This is a genomic window from Croceicoccus sp. (genome assembly GCF_983967925.1).
Window position 1 is genome coordinate 178189 of sequence record NZ_CFETID010000001.1, and the last position, 13609, is coordinate 191797.

Consider the following 13609-nt stretch of genomic DNA (forward strand, 5'->3'; position numbering starts at 1 on the left):
AAACTCCTTTGGAAAACTGTATTGGATGATGGAAGGATCAGTGAAGATTTTCGGCGTCGTTCAGATAGACGCTGGTCAGCAGGGCGAACACATAGGCCTGGATCCCGGCAACCAGGATTTCCAGCGCGCAGATGCCCACCATGAGAATGAAGCTGGGAATACCGGCCAGCGCGAAGATGCCCGCGCTGTAGTTACCCGAACCGATTACGAAGCTGGAAAGCACTTCCAGCAGCACGTGCCCCGCCATCATGGCCACGAACAGACGCAGGCCGAGGCTGAAGGGACGTACCATGAAGCTGATCAGTTCGACCACGAAGATCACGGGGATCATGGGAACCGGCGTGCCATGCGGCACGAACAGCGAGAAGAAGTGCAGCCCGTGCTTGGCAAAGCCGACAATCAGCACGATCGCGAAGGAGATGATCGCCAGCACGCCGGTGACGGTGAAATGGCTGGTGAAGGTAAAGGGATGCAGCCCGATGACGCCCAGCGGCAACAGGCCGAGGATATTGGCGAACAGGATGAACATGAACAGCGAGAAGATATAGGGCACGTATTTGCGCCCGGCCGTGCCGATGTTCGCTTCCAGCATGTCGTCGATGAAGCCGGTGAAGCTTTCGACCATCATCTGCCAGCGGCCCGGCACCAATTGGCGCTTCATGCCGCCGGCGACGAACGCCCAGAGCACGATGACCGAAATCGCCATCCACAGCGCGCTATTGGTGAAAGCAATGTTATAGCCGCCGATAGCCCACGCGTCCGAGCCGAACATCGGCTCGATCGTGAACTGGTGCATCGGATCGACCTTGGCTTCGCTTGCCACTTGCTGATAATCCCTATTGCCCCAAGGAAACGAAACCGCTCCCCGGTCCCGAAGACCCATGGCCCTTTTGCAGAAAGACGCCCTTCCGTGAACCCCCGTCGGGCATTCGCCCGCATGGGAAGATTCAGTCAGAGCGCCGGTTTGCGAGCCGGATAATGTTCCTGAAGGCGACGACAATCCCTAGTGCGAGCATCACCAACAGACCCCAGGGCGACGTATCCGCGAATCGGTCGATAACCAGACCGATCAGCGCACCGCCGACAAGACCACCCAGCAAATCCGCCAGCACGCGCGAGCCCATACGATAATTCTCGTCGGTTCCCTGCACCTGCGGCTTGTTCCGCGCCGTTTCCCGCTCTCGCGCGGCTTTCAGCCGTTCGTCGAGCGTTTCGATACGCCTGTCTTCGCCAAGTGGCTCTCGTCCGGACCGCTCGTCATTCATGTCAGGCTCCCGTGAAGGCCCCGACATGCGTGGCAAAGCTGCCCGTCAAGGGCGCGGCCCCTTTAGGAAAGGGGTCTGGCCAAGTCAACACGGCGGTGGCGGCCTTTTGTCGTATCCTTGTCGCCCAGGCGATAAAGGTCCGGTTGACCGAACCGCGGACAAGCCTCTTCTGTCGTGATCAGCCTACCGAGGGACAGCGCGGATCGAGCCGGGCCGGACCCGATCCGCGGGTCTGCCAGCTGCCATCGGGCGCCTGGTATTTCTCGCCCGGAGCGGTGCGCGCGATGAGGATGCAGCCTTGCGCGAACGCGAATTCCTCGATCGTCACCCCTTCGGCGCGCGCCTTGTCGGCATAGCTGGCCTTGCGGCGTATGTTGAGGTCGTCGACCAGCTTGCGCAGCGACGGGTCGGGAGAGCCGACGATGCCGAGATAGCCGTCTATCTTCTCGCCAATCGCACCATTGGCGCGCGCGGAAGCATAGGCGGGATCGCGCTGCACGGCCTGGGCGGGCATGACGGTCATCGCTGCGGCGGCAATCGCGACCATCGCGGTTCCGGCGACGGATTGAAGCTTTGAAAAGGCCATCAGAAAATCTCCGGATTATCTTCTATGTTCTGTTCGGCAGAGTCCACCAGCCGGTAAAGCACTTCCTGCTTTATATTGATATTGAGCTCGATGACGATCGCATCGTTGGGCGCGTTCACATTGACACAGGCCATCAGCGGACCGGCGCATAGCATGGCCAGCGCGATATTGCGCAATTCGGGCCATGAACCTCCATCGTCATCCTTTGCTCCGAACATGGCACCCCTGCTCCCGAGGGCGGCCCGGGGCAAAGCCAATCCATTCAACTCTGGTCTGGCACGGTTCATGGCATGGTCTCGCTTTCGGCACTCTGAATGGCTTGTGGATTAATGTCTTCGTCATTGCGCGGCACGACGGCCGGCGAATCGGCTGCAGGATCGGGAGGGACCGCTGGCGCTTCGGGATCGGGCACCAGCGCGCCGTCCTCCTGCATCAGCAGACCAAGCTCACGCGGGTCGCGCACTGCCGACGGGTCGTAGAGGGACTTCAGGCTGGACAGCAGCTGGTAGAACGGCGCCCTGATATTGACGTTGAAGCGGATCGGCAGGCTGGCGAGGCGACGTGTGATGATGTTCTTTGACGCCGCCTCTCCCTGACTAACGCCGTCGATGCGCACGCGCGTCACGATCTCGCCCTCAAGCGCGCCGTCCATGCCGATGGTCATATCCTTGTAATCCAGCGATTTCAGCGCATCGAACGCGAAATTGGCGATCGCAGGCATGTCCTCATAGCTGAGCGCCCCGACATAGGAGAGATTGCCCCCCGGCGGGCGTGAGCGCAGAAAGCCGTCCTCGATCCGGCCGCCCGACTTGTCGAACACCACCGGCAGCGTGCCGTCGAAGGTGCCCGTCGCCGACAGATTTGCCAGATCCATCCGCGCCAGAAAACGGGCAGCGTCCAGCCCCTCGATCACGAAGACATAGCGCCGCGTTTCCTCCACACCCAGGGTCATGCGGACGGGCCGCAGTTCCAGCGTCCCGCCGAGAAACGGCCATTTGCCCGACTGGAAAGCGAACACCTTCCCCGGCTCCAGCGCATAACGGATCACGCCGCTTTCGACCGGAATGCCGGGATTGACCTCCGCCACCGTGATCTGCTGATTCGGCGCAGTGACAAGGCCTAGAAGGTCGGTAAAGCGGACGGTTCCCGCAAGACCCCTGACCGGGCCGAACGCGGCAGCGAAATCCAGTGCATCGGTCGTGAATTGGCCAGTCGAGGTCACGCCCTGCCCCGACCAGTCAATACGCCCCGTCCCTTCAACAATGCCCGCTGCATTTGCGACCACGCCCAGAGCGAGGGGCGTGACATCGGTGGGCTGCAATCCCTTGTCGAATGTCAGCCCGGGAACCGACAGGTCGGCATGGCCGGTCCCCGTGCCAAGGTTGTGGATGATCGCGGCATCGACGACATGACGCCCGCTTTGCTCTTCACGCAGGACGGCGTCTGCCTCGATACGATTGTCGGCCAGCCTTAGCGATGCTCCTTCGGCGACCATCGGATTGAAACGCGCCGAAGCCTCGCGGTCGGTTACGCGGATCGACGCATCGCTCAGTGTCAGGGCGCCATCGCGATAGGCCCAGTCGCCCGACGCGCGGGTGATATCCAGAGGAACCGCCGCCATGCGCATTTCCAGATCGTCGAAACTGCCGCGGATATCCGGGCCCAGTTCGGCCTTCAGGCCCGACAGCAGAAAGCGGGTCGATGATCCGCCCTCGCCCAGCTCGACAGCCATGTCGCGCGCAACCAGCACGCCGGGAAAGGCGACGCCGACCGGCCCGCCATCGATGCGGATCGGCGTTTGTCCCAGTTCCCCCGTCAGTTCCAGTTCCGGCACGCCCGCTGCAATCTTCAGCCCGCCAGCGCCGTTCTGCACGATGGCCCCGCCACGCGGCGGGCAGAGCGTGATGGCCTGTCCGGCAAGCGTCAGACTGGCGATGGTCATGCGTTCAAATCGGGGCGTGATGCAGCGGTTGCCAAGCGCAAGCCCGCTTTTCGCGTTCCACCGGCCGGAGACCGGCAGATCGAGCCCGCGCACCGTTCCGCCGGGAAACGCGCCGCTGGCCAGCACGCGTCCCGAAAGCGCGATTGCGCCGCCCGCCGTCTGCGAGATGCGCATGTCGGGCACCGCCAGTCGCGCATCGCCTGCCGCATAATCGGCCATCGTCAACCGCATGGTCCGCGCCGCGCCGTTTTGCCCCTCCATCCGGCCGGTGATGCGGGGAATGCCGTTGCCGCCGGTCGAAAAATTGCCCGCGATCGAGGCCGGTTCGGGGCCGCCGAACGCATATTGCCCGCGCGACAGGGCGAGGATCGTCTGACCGCTGGTTCCGCGCCAGCGCGCCTGCGGGATAATGATCGTGGTGCGCCCGTCGCTGCGGCGAGCCTGTATCTCCGCCGAAAACTCGCTTTGCGCACCTTCCGCGCGCAGCCCCTGCCTCAGCCGAGCCAGCAGCGGCTCTGCTATGGTGTCGCCGGCTGCGCGCTGCCATTCCGCAAGCTGGTTGTCCGGACCCTGCCCCGGCCTTATCCCTTCCCCCTCCATGCTCCCGTCGAACGCGACATGCGAAAGATCCTGCCGCGACCGGATGCGTCCCTCAAGCCGAAGCGAGCTGGCCGCGACCCCGGCGGCCTGCACCGACCCCGCCTGCAAGTCGAAATTCGACACGAGCGCGCCCTGGTCCTGACGCGTGAGGGCCACGTCCCCGGCAAGCGTGGCGGCCTGAAACGACGGTTGCGAGAGGCGGGAGGCTTCCAGCCTTCCGCGCATGTCGAAGGACGCGAAATCCTTCGTCGACGCGCTGAGTTGCAGATTGCTGGGCCCCAGCGAAGCGCCGGATTCGCAATCGAGCGCAGCCAGTCGCAAGGGGCCATCGAAAGACACCCGCCCCCCGCGCGTCTCGACGTTACCATAGAGGCTGGCACCATCCGCGCGGCAATCCCCGGCCGACATTCTCGGAGCGACCGCGCCGAGAACCCCGTCGAAGCCGCCCGACAACAATCCGCTGCCTTCCAGTTTCGCGCCGACGGCGCCCCACGGGCTGCGGATCAGCGCCCGTCCGTCCACGATGGCAAGATCGATGTCGGGCAGAGTAAAAGGCGCGTCGCTTTCGCCTTCATAGATGGCGCGGTCGAGCGAACCGAAGCTGATCCTGTTCCCGTCCCAGCGCCCGTAGAGCCGCGGGTTTTCAAGCCGGACGGTTCCGATGGATGGCGTGCCGAAGCGATAGAGCAGCGACACCACCGCACGCTCGACCGTCATATCGGGAGAGTTCGGATCGCCGATGACGATGTTCTCGATCACCTGGTCGCTGGGGCCGACAGAGACGACGTCATAGGTGGCGGGAATATCATATTGGGCCAGCGTGGAATCGATCAGCCCGCCTGCCACTTTCTCACGCGTGATATACAACCCCGCAAAGATGCCGAGCGCGATGGCGAACGCGACCAGCGCGATATCGGCAAACAGGCGGCGCTTGCGCACGGCGCGCAGCCGCGCGAACCGGCGCGGCGCCGTCCCCGGCTCTCCGCGCGGCGCGTGGTCTGCCCGCTGTGTCTCGTCACTCTCGCTCATGCCGCCCGCGCAACTGTCGATCGGCGCTGTCGCAGCTGGCCGAATGTCGCCGCGAACTTGCGCATTCCATCGCCAAAAGGCAATGACCGTGCGGGGATGCGCCTTATTTCATCTCCGGAAAAGAGGGACGTCAGACATGGCCGACGGGCAGGGCCAGGGACAGGGCACACTGCCGATCGACGCGCCCGCTGCGCCATCTGCGGCGAAAGCGGGCGATGGAACCGATCCGCGCGGCCATCGCGCGCGCCTGCGCGAACGGCTGATGTCGGGCGGCGTGGACGCGCTGGGCGATCACGAGATCGTCGAGTATCTGCTGATGACAGCAATTCCGCGCAAAGACGTGAAACCCATCGCGCGCAGCCTGCTGCAGCGATTCGGCAGTCTGGCGGGCGTGTTCAATGCCGATCGCAAGGCGCTGGCCGACCACCCCGGCATGGGAGAGACGAGCGCGGCGTCGCTGAAGATCGTCGGCATCGCCGCGCGCCGCCTTGCCCGCAGCCAGGTGCAGGAACAGCCGATACTGGGAAGCTGGCAGGCGCTGATCGATTATCTGACGATCGACATGGCGCATCTGACGGTCGAACGTGTGCGGGTCCTCTATCTGAATGCGCAGAACCGCCTCATTCGCGACGACCATGTCGGTGACGGGTCGCTGGACGAAGCCGCGATCCATCCGCGCGAAGTCATCAAGCGGGCGATGGATCTGGGCGCCGCCGCCCTGATCCTTGTGCACAACCATCCCAGCGGCAATCCGGAACCCAGCCGTGCCGATATCCAGATCACCAATCGTATTGCCGAAGCCGGCCGCCTGCTGGGGGTGACGGTGCATGACCATATCATCGTCGGGCGCAGCGGCCACGTGTCGCTGCGTTCCAAGGGTCTGATCTGAATTCTGGCAAATTTTGGGGGCGGACATCGGAAACTGCCCACCCCCGCGACGTTACCGCCGCCTTACCATCAGGGATGACTATCCGGGTCGCAGAAAGACAGTCACACCCATCGGCAAGCCTAAACAGCCAGGACGATATTTCCGCGTCGCTGACCGGGGTGGGAAACCAGTCGGTATTCGGCGGCCCCCATCAATGCGGCTTATCCGCGCCAAGAGCCGTCGCGCAGTGCTGTTGCCAACTCGCAGACGGACCCCCCTACCCTTCAGGTCCGCCGGATGCGACCACCCGTAACATCGGGTGAAGCCTGAACATATCATGCACTGTTAAGACTCGCTAACCGTTCATCGCACAGAAAGGCAAGATCTTTCTTAAAATCCTAACCTTTTGCGCCATGACGGGACCGTTTGAGGCCTAATATTGCGCGATCGGCAAAATCGCTCAGACGAGGCGAGATTGTTCCAGCGCCGCCTGAATGAAACCGGCGAACAGAGGATGCGGGGCGAACGGGCGGCTTTTGTATTCGGGGTGGAACTGCACGCCGATGAACCAGGGATGGTCGGGCCGCTCGACGATTTCCGGCAGCAGGCCATCGGGCGACATGCCGGAAAACAGCAGTCCGCCCTTCTCAAGTGGATCGCGATAGGCGACGTTCACCTCATAGCGGTGCCGATGGCGTTCCGAGATTTCGGTGCCGCCGTAAAGATTGGCCGCCCGGCTGTTGCCCGCCAGTTTCGCATCATAGGCGCCAAGCCGCATCGTGCCGCCAAGGTCACCGCCCTCGGCGCGCTTTTCCAGCCCTTCGGCCGTCATCCATTCGGTGATGATGCCCACGACCGGTTCGGTCGTCTCGCCAAACTCGGTAGAGCTTGCGGCGGCGATCCCGGCCGTGTTCCGCGCACCCTCGATACAGGCCATCTGCATGCCAAGGCAGATGCCCAGGAACGGCACGTTGCGTTCGCGCGCAAAGCGCACCGACGATATCTTGCCCTCGCTGCCGCGCTCGCCGAAACCGCCGGGGACGAGGATACCGTGCATCGGCTCAAGCTGCGAGACGATGTCGTCCTCGTCCTGCTCGAATAGCTCGGCGTCGATCCACTTGACATTGACCTTGATCCGGTTGGCCATGCCGCCGTGGACCAGCGCCTCGTTCAGAGATTTGTATGCGTCGGGCAGGCCGACATATTTGCCGACCACGCCGATCGTCACCTCGCCCTCGGGGTGCTCGAACCGGTCGACGATGTCGTGCCACGTCGACAGTTCCGGCGCGGGCGCATCCATGCGGAAATGGCGCAGGACTTCCGCGTCCAGACCCTCGGCATGATATTGCAGCGGCACGGCATAGATGCTGCTGGCATCCAGCGCGGGAATGACCGCTTCGGTGCGCACGTTGCAGAACTGGGCGATCTTGCGGCGCTCGCTGTCAGGCAGCGGATGTTCGCAGCGGCACAGCAGCAGGTCGGGCTGAACGCCCAGGCTGGTCAGTTCGCGTACCGAGTGCTGGGTCGGCTTGGTCTTCAGCTCGCCCGCGGCCCTGATATAGGGCACCAGCGTCACATGGATCGCGGCGGTCTGCTCTCGCGGCAGTTCGTTGCGCAGCTGGCGAATCGCCTCGATAAAGGGCAGCCCCTCGATATCGCCGACGGTCCCGCCGAATTCGCAGAGGACGAAATCCAGCCCCTCGGTATCGGCGAGGGCGAATTCCTTGATCGCATCGGTCACATGCGGGATCACCTGCACGGTCGCACCCAGGTAATCGCCGCGGCGCTCCTTGGCGATGATCGACTGATAGATCCGGCCTGAGGTGATATTGTCGCCCTGATGCGCCGAAACGCCGGTAAAGCGCTCGTAATGGCCGAGGTCGAGGTCGGTTTCCGCGCCGTCGTCGGTCACGAAGACCTCGCCGTGCTGATAGGGGCTCATCGTCCCCGGATCGACGTTGAGATAGGGATCGAACTTGCGAATCCGGACCTTGTAGCCACGCGCCTGCAGAAGGGCGGCGAGCGATGCCGCCATGAGACCTTTGCCGAGCGAGGAGACCACGCCGCCGGTGATGAAAATGTACCGCGCCATGGGAGTTGGGCCTTAGTCGAAAGAATCGAAAAGGGGCAAGCTTCGAGTGAAGCCTGCGACCGCTTTTCGACATTTGGGAAAAAAGAAGCTGACCGAATGACGGTCCGCAATCGAACTCTACGCTGCGAACGCGCCTATTCGGCGGAGCCAGCCAGCGGATCCGCGTCGGCGGGCGCAGCCGCAGGTGCGGTATCGGCCGGCGGAACCGCAGCGGGTGCCGCCGGTGCCAGCGGATCGGGCGCTGCGGCCGGTATCGTGCGATCGAGCGACGTGTCGATTTCGCTGCCCTGCGTCGTTTCCACGGCCAGCGCAGCAAGCACGATCGACAGCACCACGAACAGCACGGCAAGGATGCCGGTCGCGCGGGTCATGAAATTGGCCGCGCCGCGTGCGCTCATCAGGCCGGACGGGCTGCCGCCTACGCCAAGACCGCCGCCTTCCGACTGCTGCATCAGGATGGCGCCGACCAGCGCCGCCGCGACAAGCGCCTGAACGATGGTAAGAAACAGGAAAAGCGACATCGTTTGATCCGGATACTCAGTCAGAAAACAAGGGTGCGAGATCGGGAGCAGCAGGTGCCCATGCAAGGGTGCCGCGCTCCGAAGCCGCGGCCTTTACCGGCCGGGGCGCGATCTGGCAAGTTCGGTGCCCTATTGCTCGTCCAGCCCTATTGCTCGTCCAGCGAAGCCGCCGCCGCGATGATCGGCACGAAACCGTCCGCAGTCAGGCTGGCCCCGCCCACCAGCGCGCCGCCCACTTCCGAAGCGGACAGCAACTCGGCGGCGTTCTCGCCCTTTACCGAACCGCCATAGAGGATGCGGATGTCCTGCCCCTCGTCGCCGTAGCGGTCCATCAGGACGGCGCGCAGCCATTTGTGCATGGTGCCAACCTCCTGCACCGCAGGCACGCGCCCGGTGCCGATGGCCCAGATCGGTTCATAGGCGATCGACAGGCGCTGCGGCGAATCGGGAAGGCAATCGGCCAGCTGGCGCGCGACGATCTTCTCAGCCTCACCCGAATCGCGCTGTTCGGCGCTTTCGCCGACGCACAGGATCACGCCCAGATCGATGGCCTGCGCCGCTTCGGCCTTGGCCCTGACATCGGCATTGGTCTCGCCGTGATCGGCACGGCGCTCGGAATGGCCGACGATGACGAAATCCGCCCCGGCCTCGCGCAGCATGGGCGCGGAGATGTCGCCCGTGTGTGCACCCTTGTCGGTCCGGTGACAGTTCTGCGCACCGACGCCGATCTGCTTCACGGTTTCGCGCAAGGCCCCGATCAGCGTGGCAGGCGGCGCAATCGCCACCTCTACCTTGGGCAGGCGGGCAGCCGCCCGGTCAATCGCACGCGCCTCGTTGAGGTCCGCGCGCATGCCGTGCATCTTCCAGTTTCCGACCACATAGCAACGTTGTGCCATCGATTACCGTTCGCCCCTCATCGTGAATCGCATTCGCCAGCTTTATGACCCAGCTTTATGACATCGTCAGCTTTATGACATCGCCTGTTCGAAGGAAGGGGCGATAGCCGAGCCAGTCGGCGGCGGCTAGCCCAAGGAGGGGCGTGTGTCAAAACGGTTGGGGACCGGTCGTGCCCCCTTTGCGGGGACGGTGTTGCAGCGGGGCGAACACCCGCCTAAAGCCGTCCGCCACGACGACGCGTGTCCGGCCTGCACGGGCGCGAGCGCGTGTCAGGAATGTCGGCCCGGTGGGGCCAAGTCACGGATTGCCAGTCGCCATGATTCAGGGTTTTCGCAAGCTTTTCCAATCGCCGCTCGGCCTTGTGCTGACGCTGGGCTTCGTGGTGCTGATCGCGCTGGCCTTTGCCAGTGCCGACATCACGGGTTCGGGCTTTGGCGGAATCGCGGGAAGCGAGCGCGTGGCGACCGTGGGCGACCAGAAGATCACGACCTCGCAGCTGCGCACCACGGTCGGCAGCGCGTTCGAACAGGCGCGCGAGGGCAATCCATCCGCCACGATGGAGGATTTCCTCGAGGCCGGAGCGATCGACAATATTCTGGACCAGATGATCGACAGGTCCTCGCTGTATGACTTCGGTCTGTCGAACGGGATCAGGATCGGCGAATCGCTGATCGGCAGCGAACTGGCGCAATTGCCCGCGTTCCAGGGGCCCGACGGGAAGTTCAGCCAGGATCTCTATAATCAGGCAATCTCTCGCCGCGGCCTGTCCGACCAGATGGTGCGCGAGGATATCGGCATGGGCCTCGTCTCGCGCATGCTGCTGGTTCCCACGACCGTCGGCGACAGGGCGCCAGCAGGAGTCGCCCGGCGCTATGCGGGGCTGCTCAACGAGACGCGTCATGGCGGCGTCGCACTGATCCCCAGCCCCGCCTTTATCGAGGATACGCCGGTCGCGGACGCCACGCTGAAAAGCTATCTCGCCTCCAATCGCGAACGCTACATGCTGCCGGAACGCCGGACGATTCGCTATGCGACCTTTGGCGCCGATGCGCTGGGCGCGTCGGCAGCGGCGACGGATGCCGAGATCGCCGAACGCTTCAACGCCAATGCAAGCCGCTATGCGGCGCGCGAGGAGCGCGAGATTGAGCAGCTTGTCGTACCGACCGAAGCGGCCGCGAATGCGCTGAAGGCGCAGATCAGCTCTCCTTCGCAGCTTCGCGCCGTGGCGGAGCAGCAGGGGCTTGAAACCAACGCCGTGACCGCGACCAGCCGCCAGCAACTGGCGTCGAGTACGACCCCGCAGGTCGCCGCCGCCGTCTATGACGCCGCGCCCGGCAGCATTGTCGGTCCCGTTCGCGGGCCGCTCGGCTTCTATCTCATCCGTGTCGGCAATGTCAGCTCGGTCCCGGCGCGCAGCCTTGCCGATGTGCGCGGCGAGCTGGCGGAGGAAATTACCGAAGAGAAAACCCGTCAGCTGCTGGCCGACCGCGCCTCGCAGATCGAGGAACGCCTTCAGTCGGGCGCAAGTCTCGCCGATGTGGCGAAGTCGGTGAACGCCGATATTTCCGTCACCCCGCCGCTGCTGGAAGACGGCACCGTATTCGGCGAAGGCGAAGTCGAACCGGCGGAGGCGCGGCTGGCGCAGACCGTGTTTGCGATGCAGGCCGATGGCGACGCGCAGATCGCGGCCGGCATGGACGGCCAGAGCTATGTGATCTTCGCCCCCGGTGAAGTGACCCGCGCCGCGCCCCCGCCGTTCGACGAACTGAAGCCGATCCTGACCCGCGACTACAAGCTTGAGCAGGGGTCGAAGGAAGCGAAGGCCGCTGCCGACAAGGTGCTGGCCGCGATCAAGGGCGGAAAGTCGCTGAACGAGGCGCTGGCGGCGCTCGACATTCGTACGCCGCCCGTCGATTCGATCGATCTCACCCGCCGCCAGCTCATGGCCCAGCGCCAGCAGCGCGGGATCGCGCCGCCGCTTGCGCTCATGTTCACCATGGCCCCCAAGACCGCCAAGAGGCTGGAGGCGCCCAACGGTCTCGGCTGGTTCATCGTCTCGCTCGACCGTATCGACGTGCCCGAAATTGCCGCCGACGATCCGATCATCGCGCAGACGCAGGGCGAATTGTCGCGCCTTCGCCAGCAGGAGCTGATCGACCAGCTTCGGCTTGCCATCGGCAAGGAAGTGCCGGTCAAGCGGAACGACAACGCGATCTCGGCGGTGCGCACGCAGCTTGCCCCGCAGTCGAACTGATGAATCACGCCAGCACTTTCGACACCGCCGACACCGATCGTGACGCCCACGCCGCCAGCCAACTGCGCGCCCGACGCGCGGGCGTCGTGTGGCGCAAGGTCATCGCGGATTGCGAGACGCCGGTCGCGGCGGCGGTCAAGCTGATCGAGCCGGGCCGCGGCGACTTCCTGCTGGAATCGGTCGAAGGCGGCGAGACGCGCGGGCGCTACTCGCTTGTCGGGCTGGATCCGGACCTCGTGTTCCGCGCAAGGGGCCGCAAGGCGGAGATCAATCGCATCTGGGCCAGCGACCGCGATGCCTTTGCGCCGCTGGATGACGAGCCGCTGACCGCACTGCGCAAGCTGGCCGCCGATTGCCGGTTCGAAGTGCCAAAGGAACTGCCCCCCGCACTGTCATGTCTCGTCGGCTATTTCGGCTACGAGACGATCAGCCTGGTCGAGAATGTCGCCCGTCCCGAGCCCAACCCGCTCGACCTGCCCGACATGATCTTCGCGCGGCCGACGCTGATCCTCGTCTTTGACCGGCTGAAGGACATGCTGTTCTGCGTCGCGCCGGTCTGGCCGTCGGAAACCGATCCGCAGGACGCCGTCGCGGCGGCCCAGGACCGTATTGACGCATGCCTCGCCAAGCTGCAGGGCGCGCGGCTGTCCCCGCCCCCGCAATTGCCCGGGGATGCCGAGGCGGCGCTGACGCCGCAATTGCCTGACGGGCGCTACCGCGAGATGGTGCTGGCGGCCAAGGAATACATCACCGCGGGCGACATCTTCCAGGTCGTGCTGGCGCAGCGCTTCACCTGCCCGTTCCCGCTGCCGCCATTGGCGCTCTATCGCTCGCTGCGGCGCGTGAACCCCTCGCCGTTTCTCTATTTCCTCGACCTGCCGGGCTTTGCGCTGATCGGGTCCAGCCCCGAGATTCTGGTGCGCGTTCGCGGCGGATCGGCAGACCGTCCGGAGGTCACGATCCGCCCGATCGCCGGCACCCGTCCGCGCGGCAAGGATGCCGACGAGGACCGCGCCAATCGCGAAAGCCTGCTCGCCGACCCCAAGGAACGCGCCGAGCATTTGATGCTGCTCGACCTTGGCCGCAACGACGTGGGGCGCGTGGCGCGTCCCGGATCGGTGAAGGTGACGGAAAGCTATACGGTCGAGAATTACAGCCATGTCATGCACATCGTGTCGAACGTGGTGGGCGAACTGGCCGATGGGGCCGATGCGATCGACGCGATGTTCGCGGGCTTTCCGGCGGGCACGGTCAGCGGTGCGCCCAAGGTGCGCGCCTGCCAGATCATCGCAGAGCTGGAGCCGGAAACGCGGGGCGCCTATGCGGGCGGCGTGGGCTATTTCGCGCCAGACGGATCGGTGGACAGTTGCATCGTGCTGCGAACAGCGGTGGTCAAGGACGGGGTCATGCATGTGCAGGCCGGTGCCGGCATCGTCGCCGATTCCGACCCGGCCTATGAACAGCGCGAATGCGAGGCCAAGGCCAGTGCCTTGCTGGCCGCCGCCAAGGAAGCGCTGAAACTGGCGGATGAGCCCGGCTATGGGCAATGACGCCC

The 13609-nt window shown here is 64.6% G+C and carries 11 protein-coding genes; 3 read left to right on the forward strand and 8 right to left on the reverse strand.

From position 1 onward, the window contains the following. Positions 1-37: 37 nt before the first annotated feature. From AC4FIJ_RS00795 to AC4FIJ_RS00815, 5 genes are all read right to left on the reverse strand, one after another. The gene (locus AC4FIJ_RS00795; protein WP_490334818.1) at positions 38-823 is read right to left on the reverse strand and encodes a F0F1 ATP synthase subunit A; all 786 of its coding nucleotides are present in this window, start codon (positions 821-823) and stop codon (positions 38-40) included. 124 nt (positions 824-947) lie between these two features. Then, complete coding sequence (locus tag AC4FIJ_RS00800; RefSeq protein ID WP_490334819.1) at positions 948-1265, reverse strand: AtpZ/AtpI family protein; 318 nt, start codon at positions 1263-1265, stop codon at positions 948-950. Between the two features lie 178 nt (positions 1266-1443). Then, on the reverse strand, positions 1444-1851 hold the full coding sequence (locus tag AC4FIJ_RS00805) for a YdbL family probable chaperone protein (protein ID WP_490334820.1): 408 nt from the start codon (positions 1849-1851) through the stop codon (positions 1444-1446). Further along, the gene (locus AC4FIJ_RS00810; protein ID WP_490334821.1) at positions 1851-2069 is read right to left on the reverse strand and encodes a YnbE family lipoprotein; all 219 of its coding nucleotides are present in this window, start codon (positions 2067-2069) and stop codon (positions 1851-1853) included. The genes AC4FIJ_RS00805 and AC4FIJ_RS00810 overlap by 1 nt, the downstream gene beginning before the upstream one ends. Before the next feature lie 65 nt (positions 2070-2134). Beyond that, the gene (locus tag AC4FIJ_RS00815; protein ID WP_490334822.1) at positions 2135-5422 is read right to left on the reverse strand and encodes an intermembrane phospholipid transport YdbH family protein; all 3288 of its coding nucleotides are present in this window, start codon (positions 5420-5422) and stop codon (positions 2135-2137) included. Positions 5423-5558: 136 nt separating this feature from the next. Here AC4FIJ_RS00815 and radC point away from each other — a divergent pair, with 136 nt between their 5' ends. Then, positions 5559-6311, forward strand: a complete 753-nt coding sequence (gene radC / locus AC4FIJ_RS00820; protein WP_490334823.1) for a RadC family protein — start codon at positions 5559-5561, stop codon at positions 6309-6311. 439 nt (positions 6312-6750) lie between these two features. Here the strand turns inward: radC and pyrG are convergent, their stop codons facing one another. The 3 genes from pyrG to tpiA form a co-directional block, all read right to left on the reverse strand. Further along, positions 6751-8382 carry a CTP synthase gene (gene pyrG / locus AC4FIJ_RS00825; protein WP_490334824.1) on the reverse strand — a complete coding sequence of 544 codons (1632 nt, stop codon included), beginning with the start codon at positions 8380-8382 and terminating at the stop codon, positions 6751-6753. A gap of 134 nt (positions 8383-8516) precedes the next feature. Continuing rightward, positions 8517-8903 carry a preprotein translocase subunit SecG gene (secG, locus tag AC4FIJ_RS00830; RefSeq protein ID WP_490334825.1) on the reverse strand — a complete coding sequence of 129 codons (387 nt, stop codon included), beginning with the start codon at positions 8901-8903 and terminating at the stop codon, positions 8517-8519. A gap of 146 nt (positions 8904-9049) precedes the next feature. Continuing rightward, positions 9050-9799 carry a triose-phosphate isomerase gene (gene tpiA, locus AC4FIJ_RS00835; protein ID WP_490334826.1) on the reverse strand — a complete coding sequence of 250 codons (750 nt, stop codon included), beginning with the start codon at positions 9797-9799 and terminating at the stop codon, positions 9050-9052. Positions 9800-10116: 317 nt separating this feature from the next. Between tpiA and AC4FIJ_RS00840 the strand changes: the two genes are divergently transcribed. Beyond that, positions 10117-12054 (forward strand): SurA N-terminal domain-containing protein, encoded by a 1938-nt coding sequence (locus AC4FIJ_RS00840; RefSeq protein ID WP_490334827.1) that lies wholly within the window; start codon positions 10117-10119, stop codon positions 12052-12054. Next, positions 12054-13604: an anthranilate synthase component I gene (trpE, locus tag AC4FIJ_RS00845; RefSeq protein ID WP_490334828.1), complete on the forward strand. Its 1551-nt coding sequence runs from the start codon at positions 12054-12056 to the stop codon at positions 13602-13604. Before AC4FIJ_RS00840 ends, trpE begins: the two co-directional genes overlap by 1 nt. Positions 13605-13609: the final 5 nt, after the last annotated feature.

What these genes read in the sequence shown, in the direction of transcription:
- AC4FIJ_RS00810 (WP_490334821.1), bottom strand. Translation starts at nt 2,069, where the DNA reads ATGTTCGGAGCAAAGGATGACGATGGAGGTTCATGGCCCGAATTGCGC.
- trpE (WP_490334828.1), top strand. Translation starts at nt 12,054, where the DNA reads ATGAATCACGCCAGCACTTTCGACACCGCCGACACCGATCGTGACGCC.
- AC4FIJ_RS00805 (WP_490334820.1), bottom strand. Translation starts at nt 1,851, where the DNA reads ATGGCCTTTTCAAAGCTTCAATCCGTCGCCGGAACCGCGATGGTCGCG.
- AC4FIJ_RS00800 (WP_490334819.1), bottom strand. Translation starts at nt 1,265, where the DNA reads ATGAATGACGAGCGGTCCGGACGAGAGCCACTTGGCGAAGACAGGCGT.
- AC4FIJ_RS00840 (WP_490334827.1), top strand. Translation starts at nt 10,117, where the DNA reads ATGATTCAGGGTTTTCGCAAGCTTTTCCAATCGCCGCTCGGCCTTGTG.
- tpiA (WP_490334826.1), bottom strand. Translation starts at nt 9,799, where the DNA reads ATGGCACAACGTTGCTATGTGGTCGGAAACTGGAAGATGCACGGCATG.
- pyrG (WP_490334824.1), bottom strand. Translation starts at nt 8,382, where the DNA reads ATGGCGCGGTACATTTTCATCACCGGCGGCGTGGTCTCCTCGCTCGGC.
- AC4FIJ_RS00815 (WP_490334822.1), bottom strand. Translation starts at nt 5,422, where the DNA reads ATGAGCGAGAGTGACGAGACACAGCGGGCAGACCACGCGCCGCGCGGA.
- radC (WP_490334823.1), top strand. Translation starts at nt 5,559, where the DNA reads ATGGCCGACGGGCAGGGCCAGGGACAGGGCACACTGCCGATCGACGCG.
- secG (WP_490334825.1), bottom strand. Translation starts at nt 8,903, where the DNA reads ATGTCGCTTTTCCTGTTTCTTACCATCGTTCAGGCGCTTGTCGCGGCG.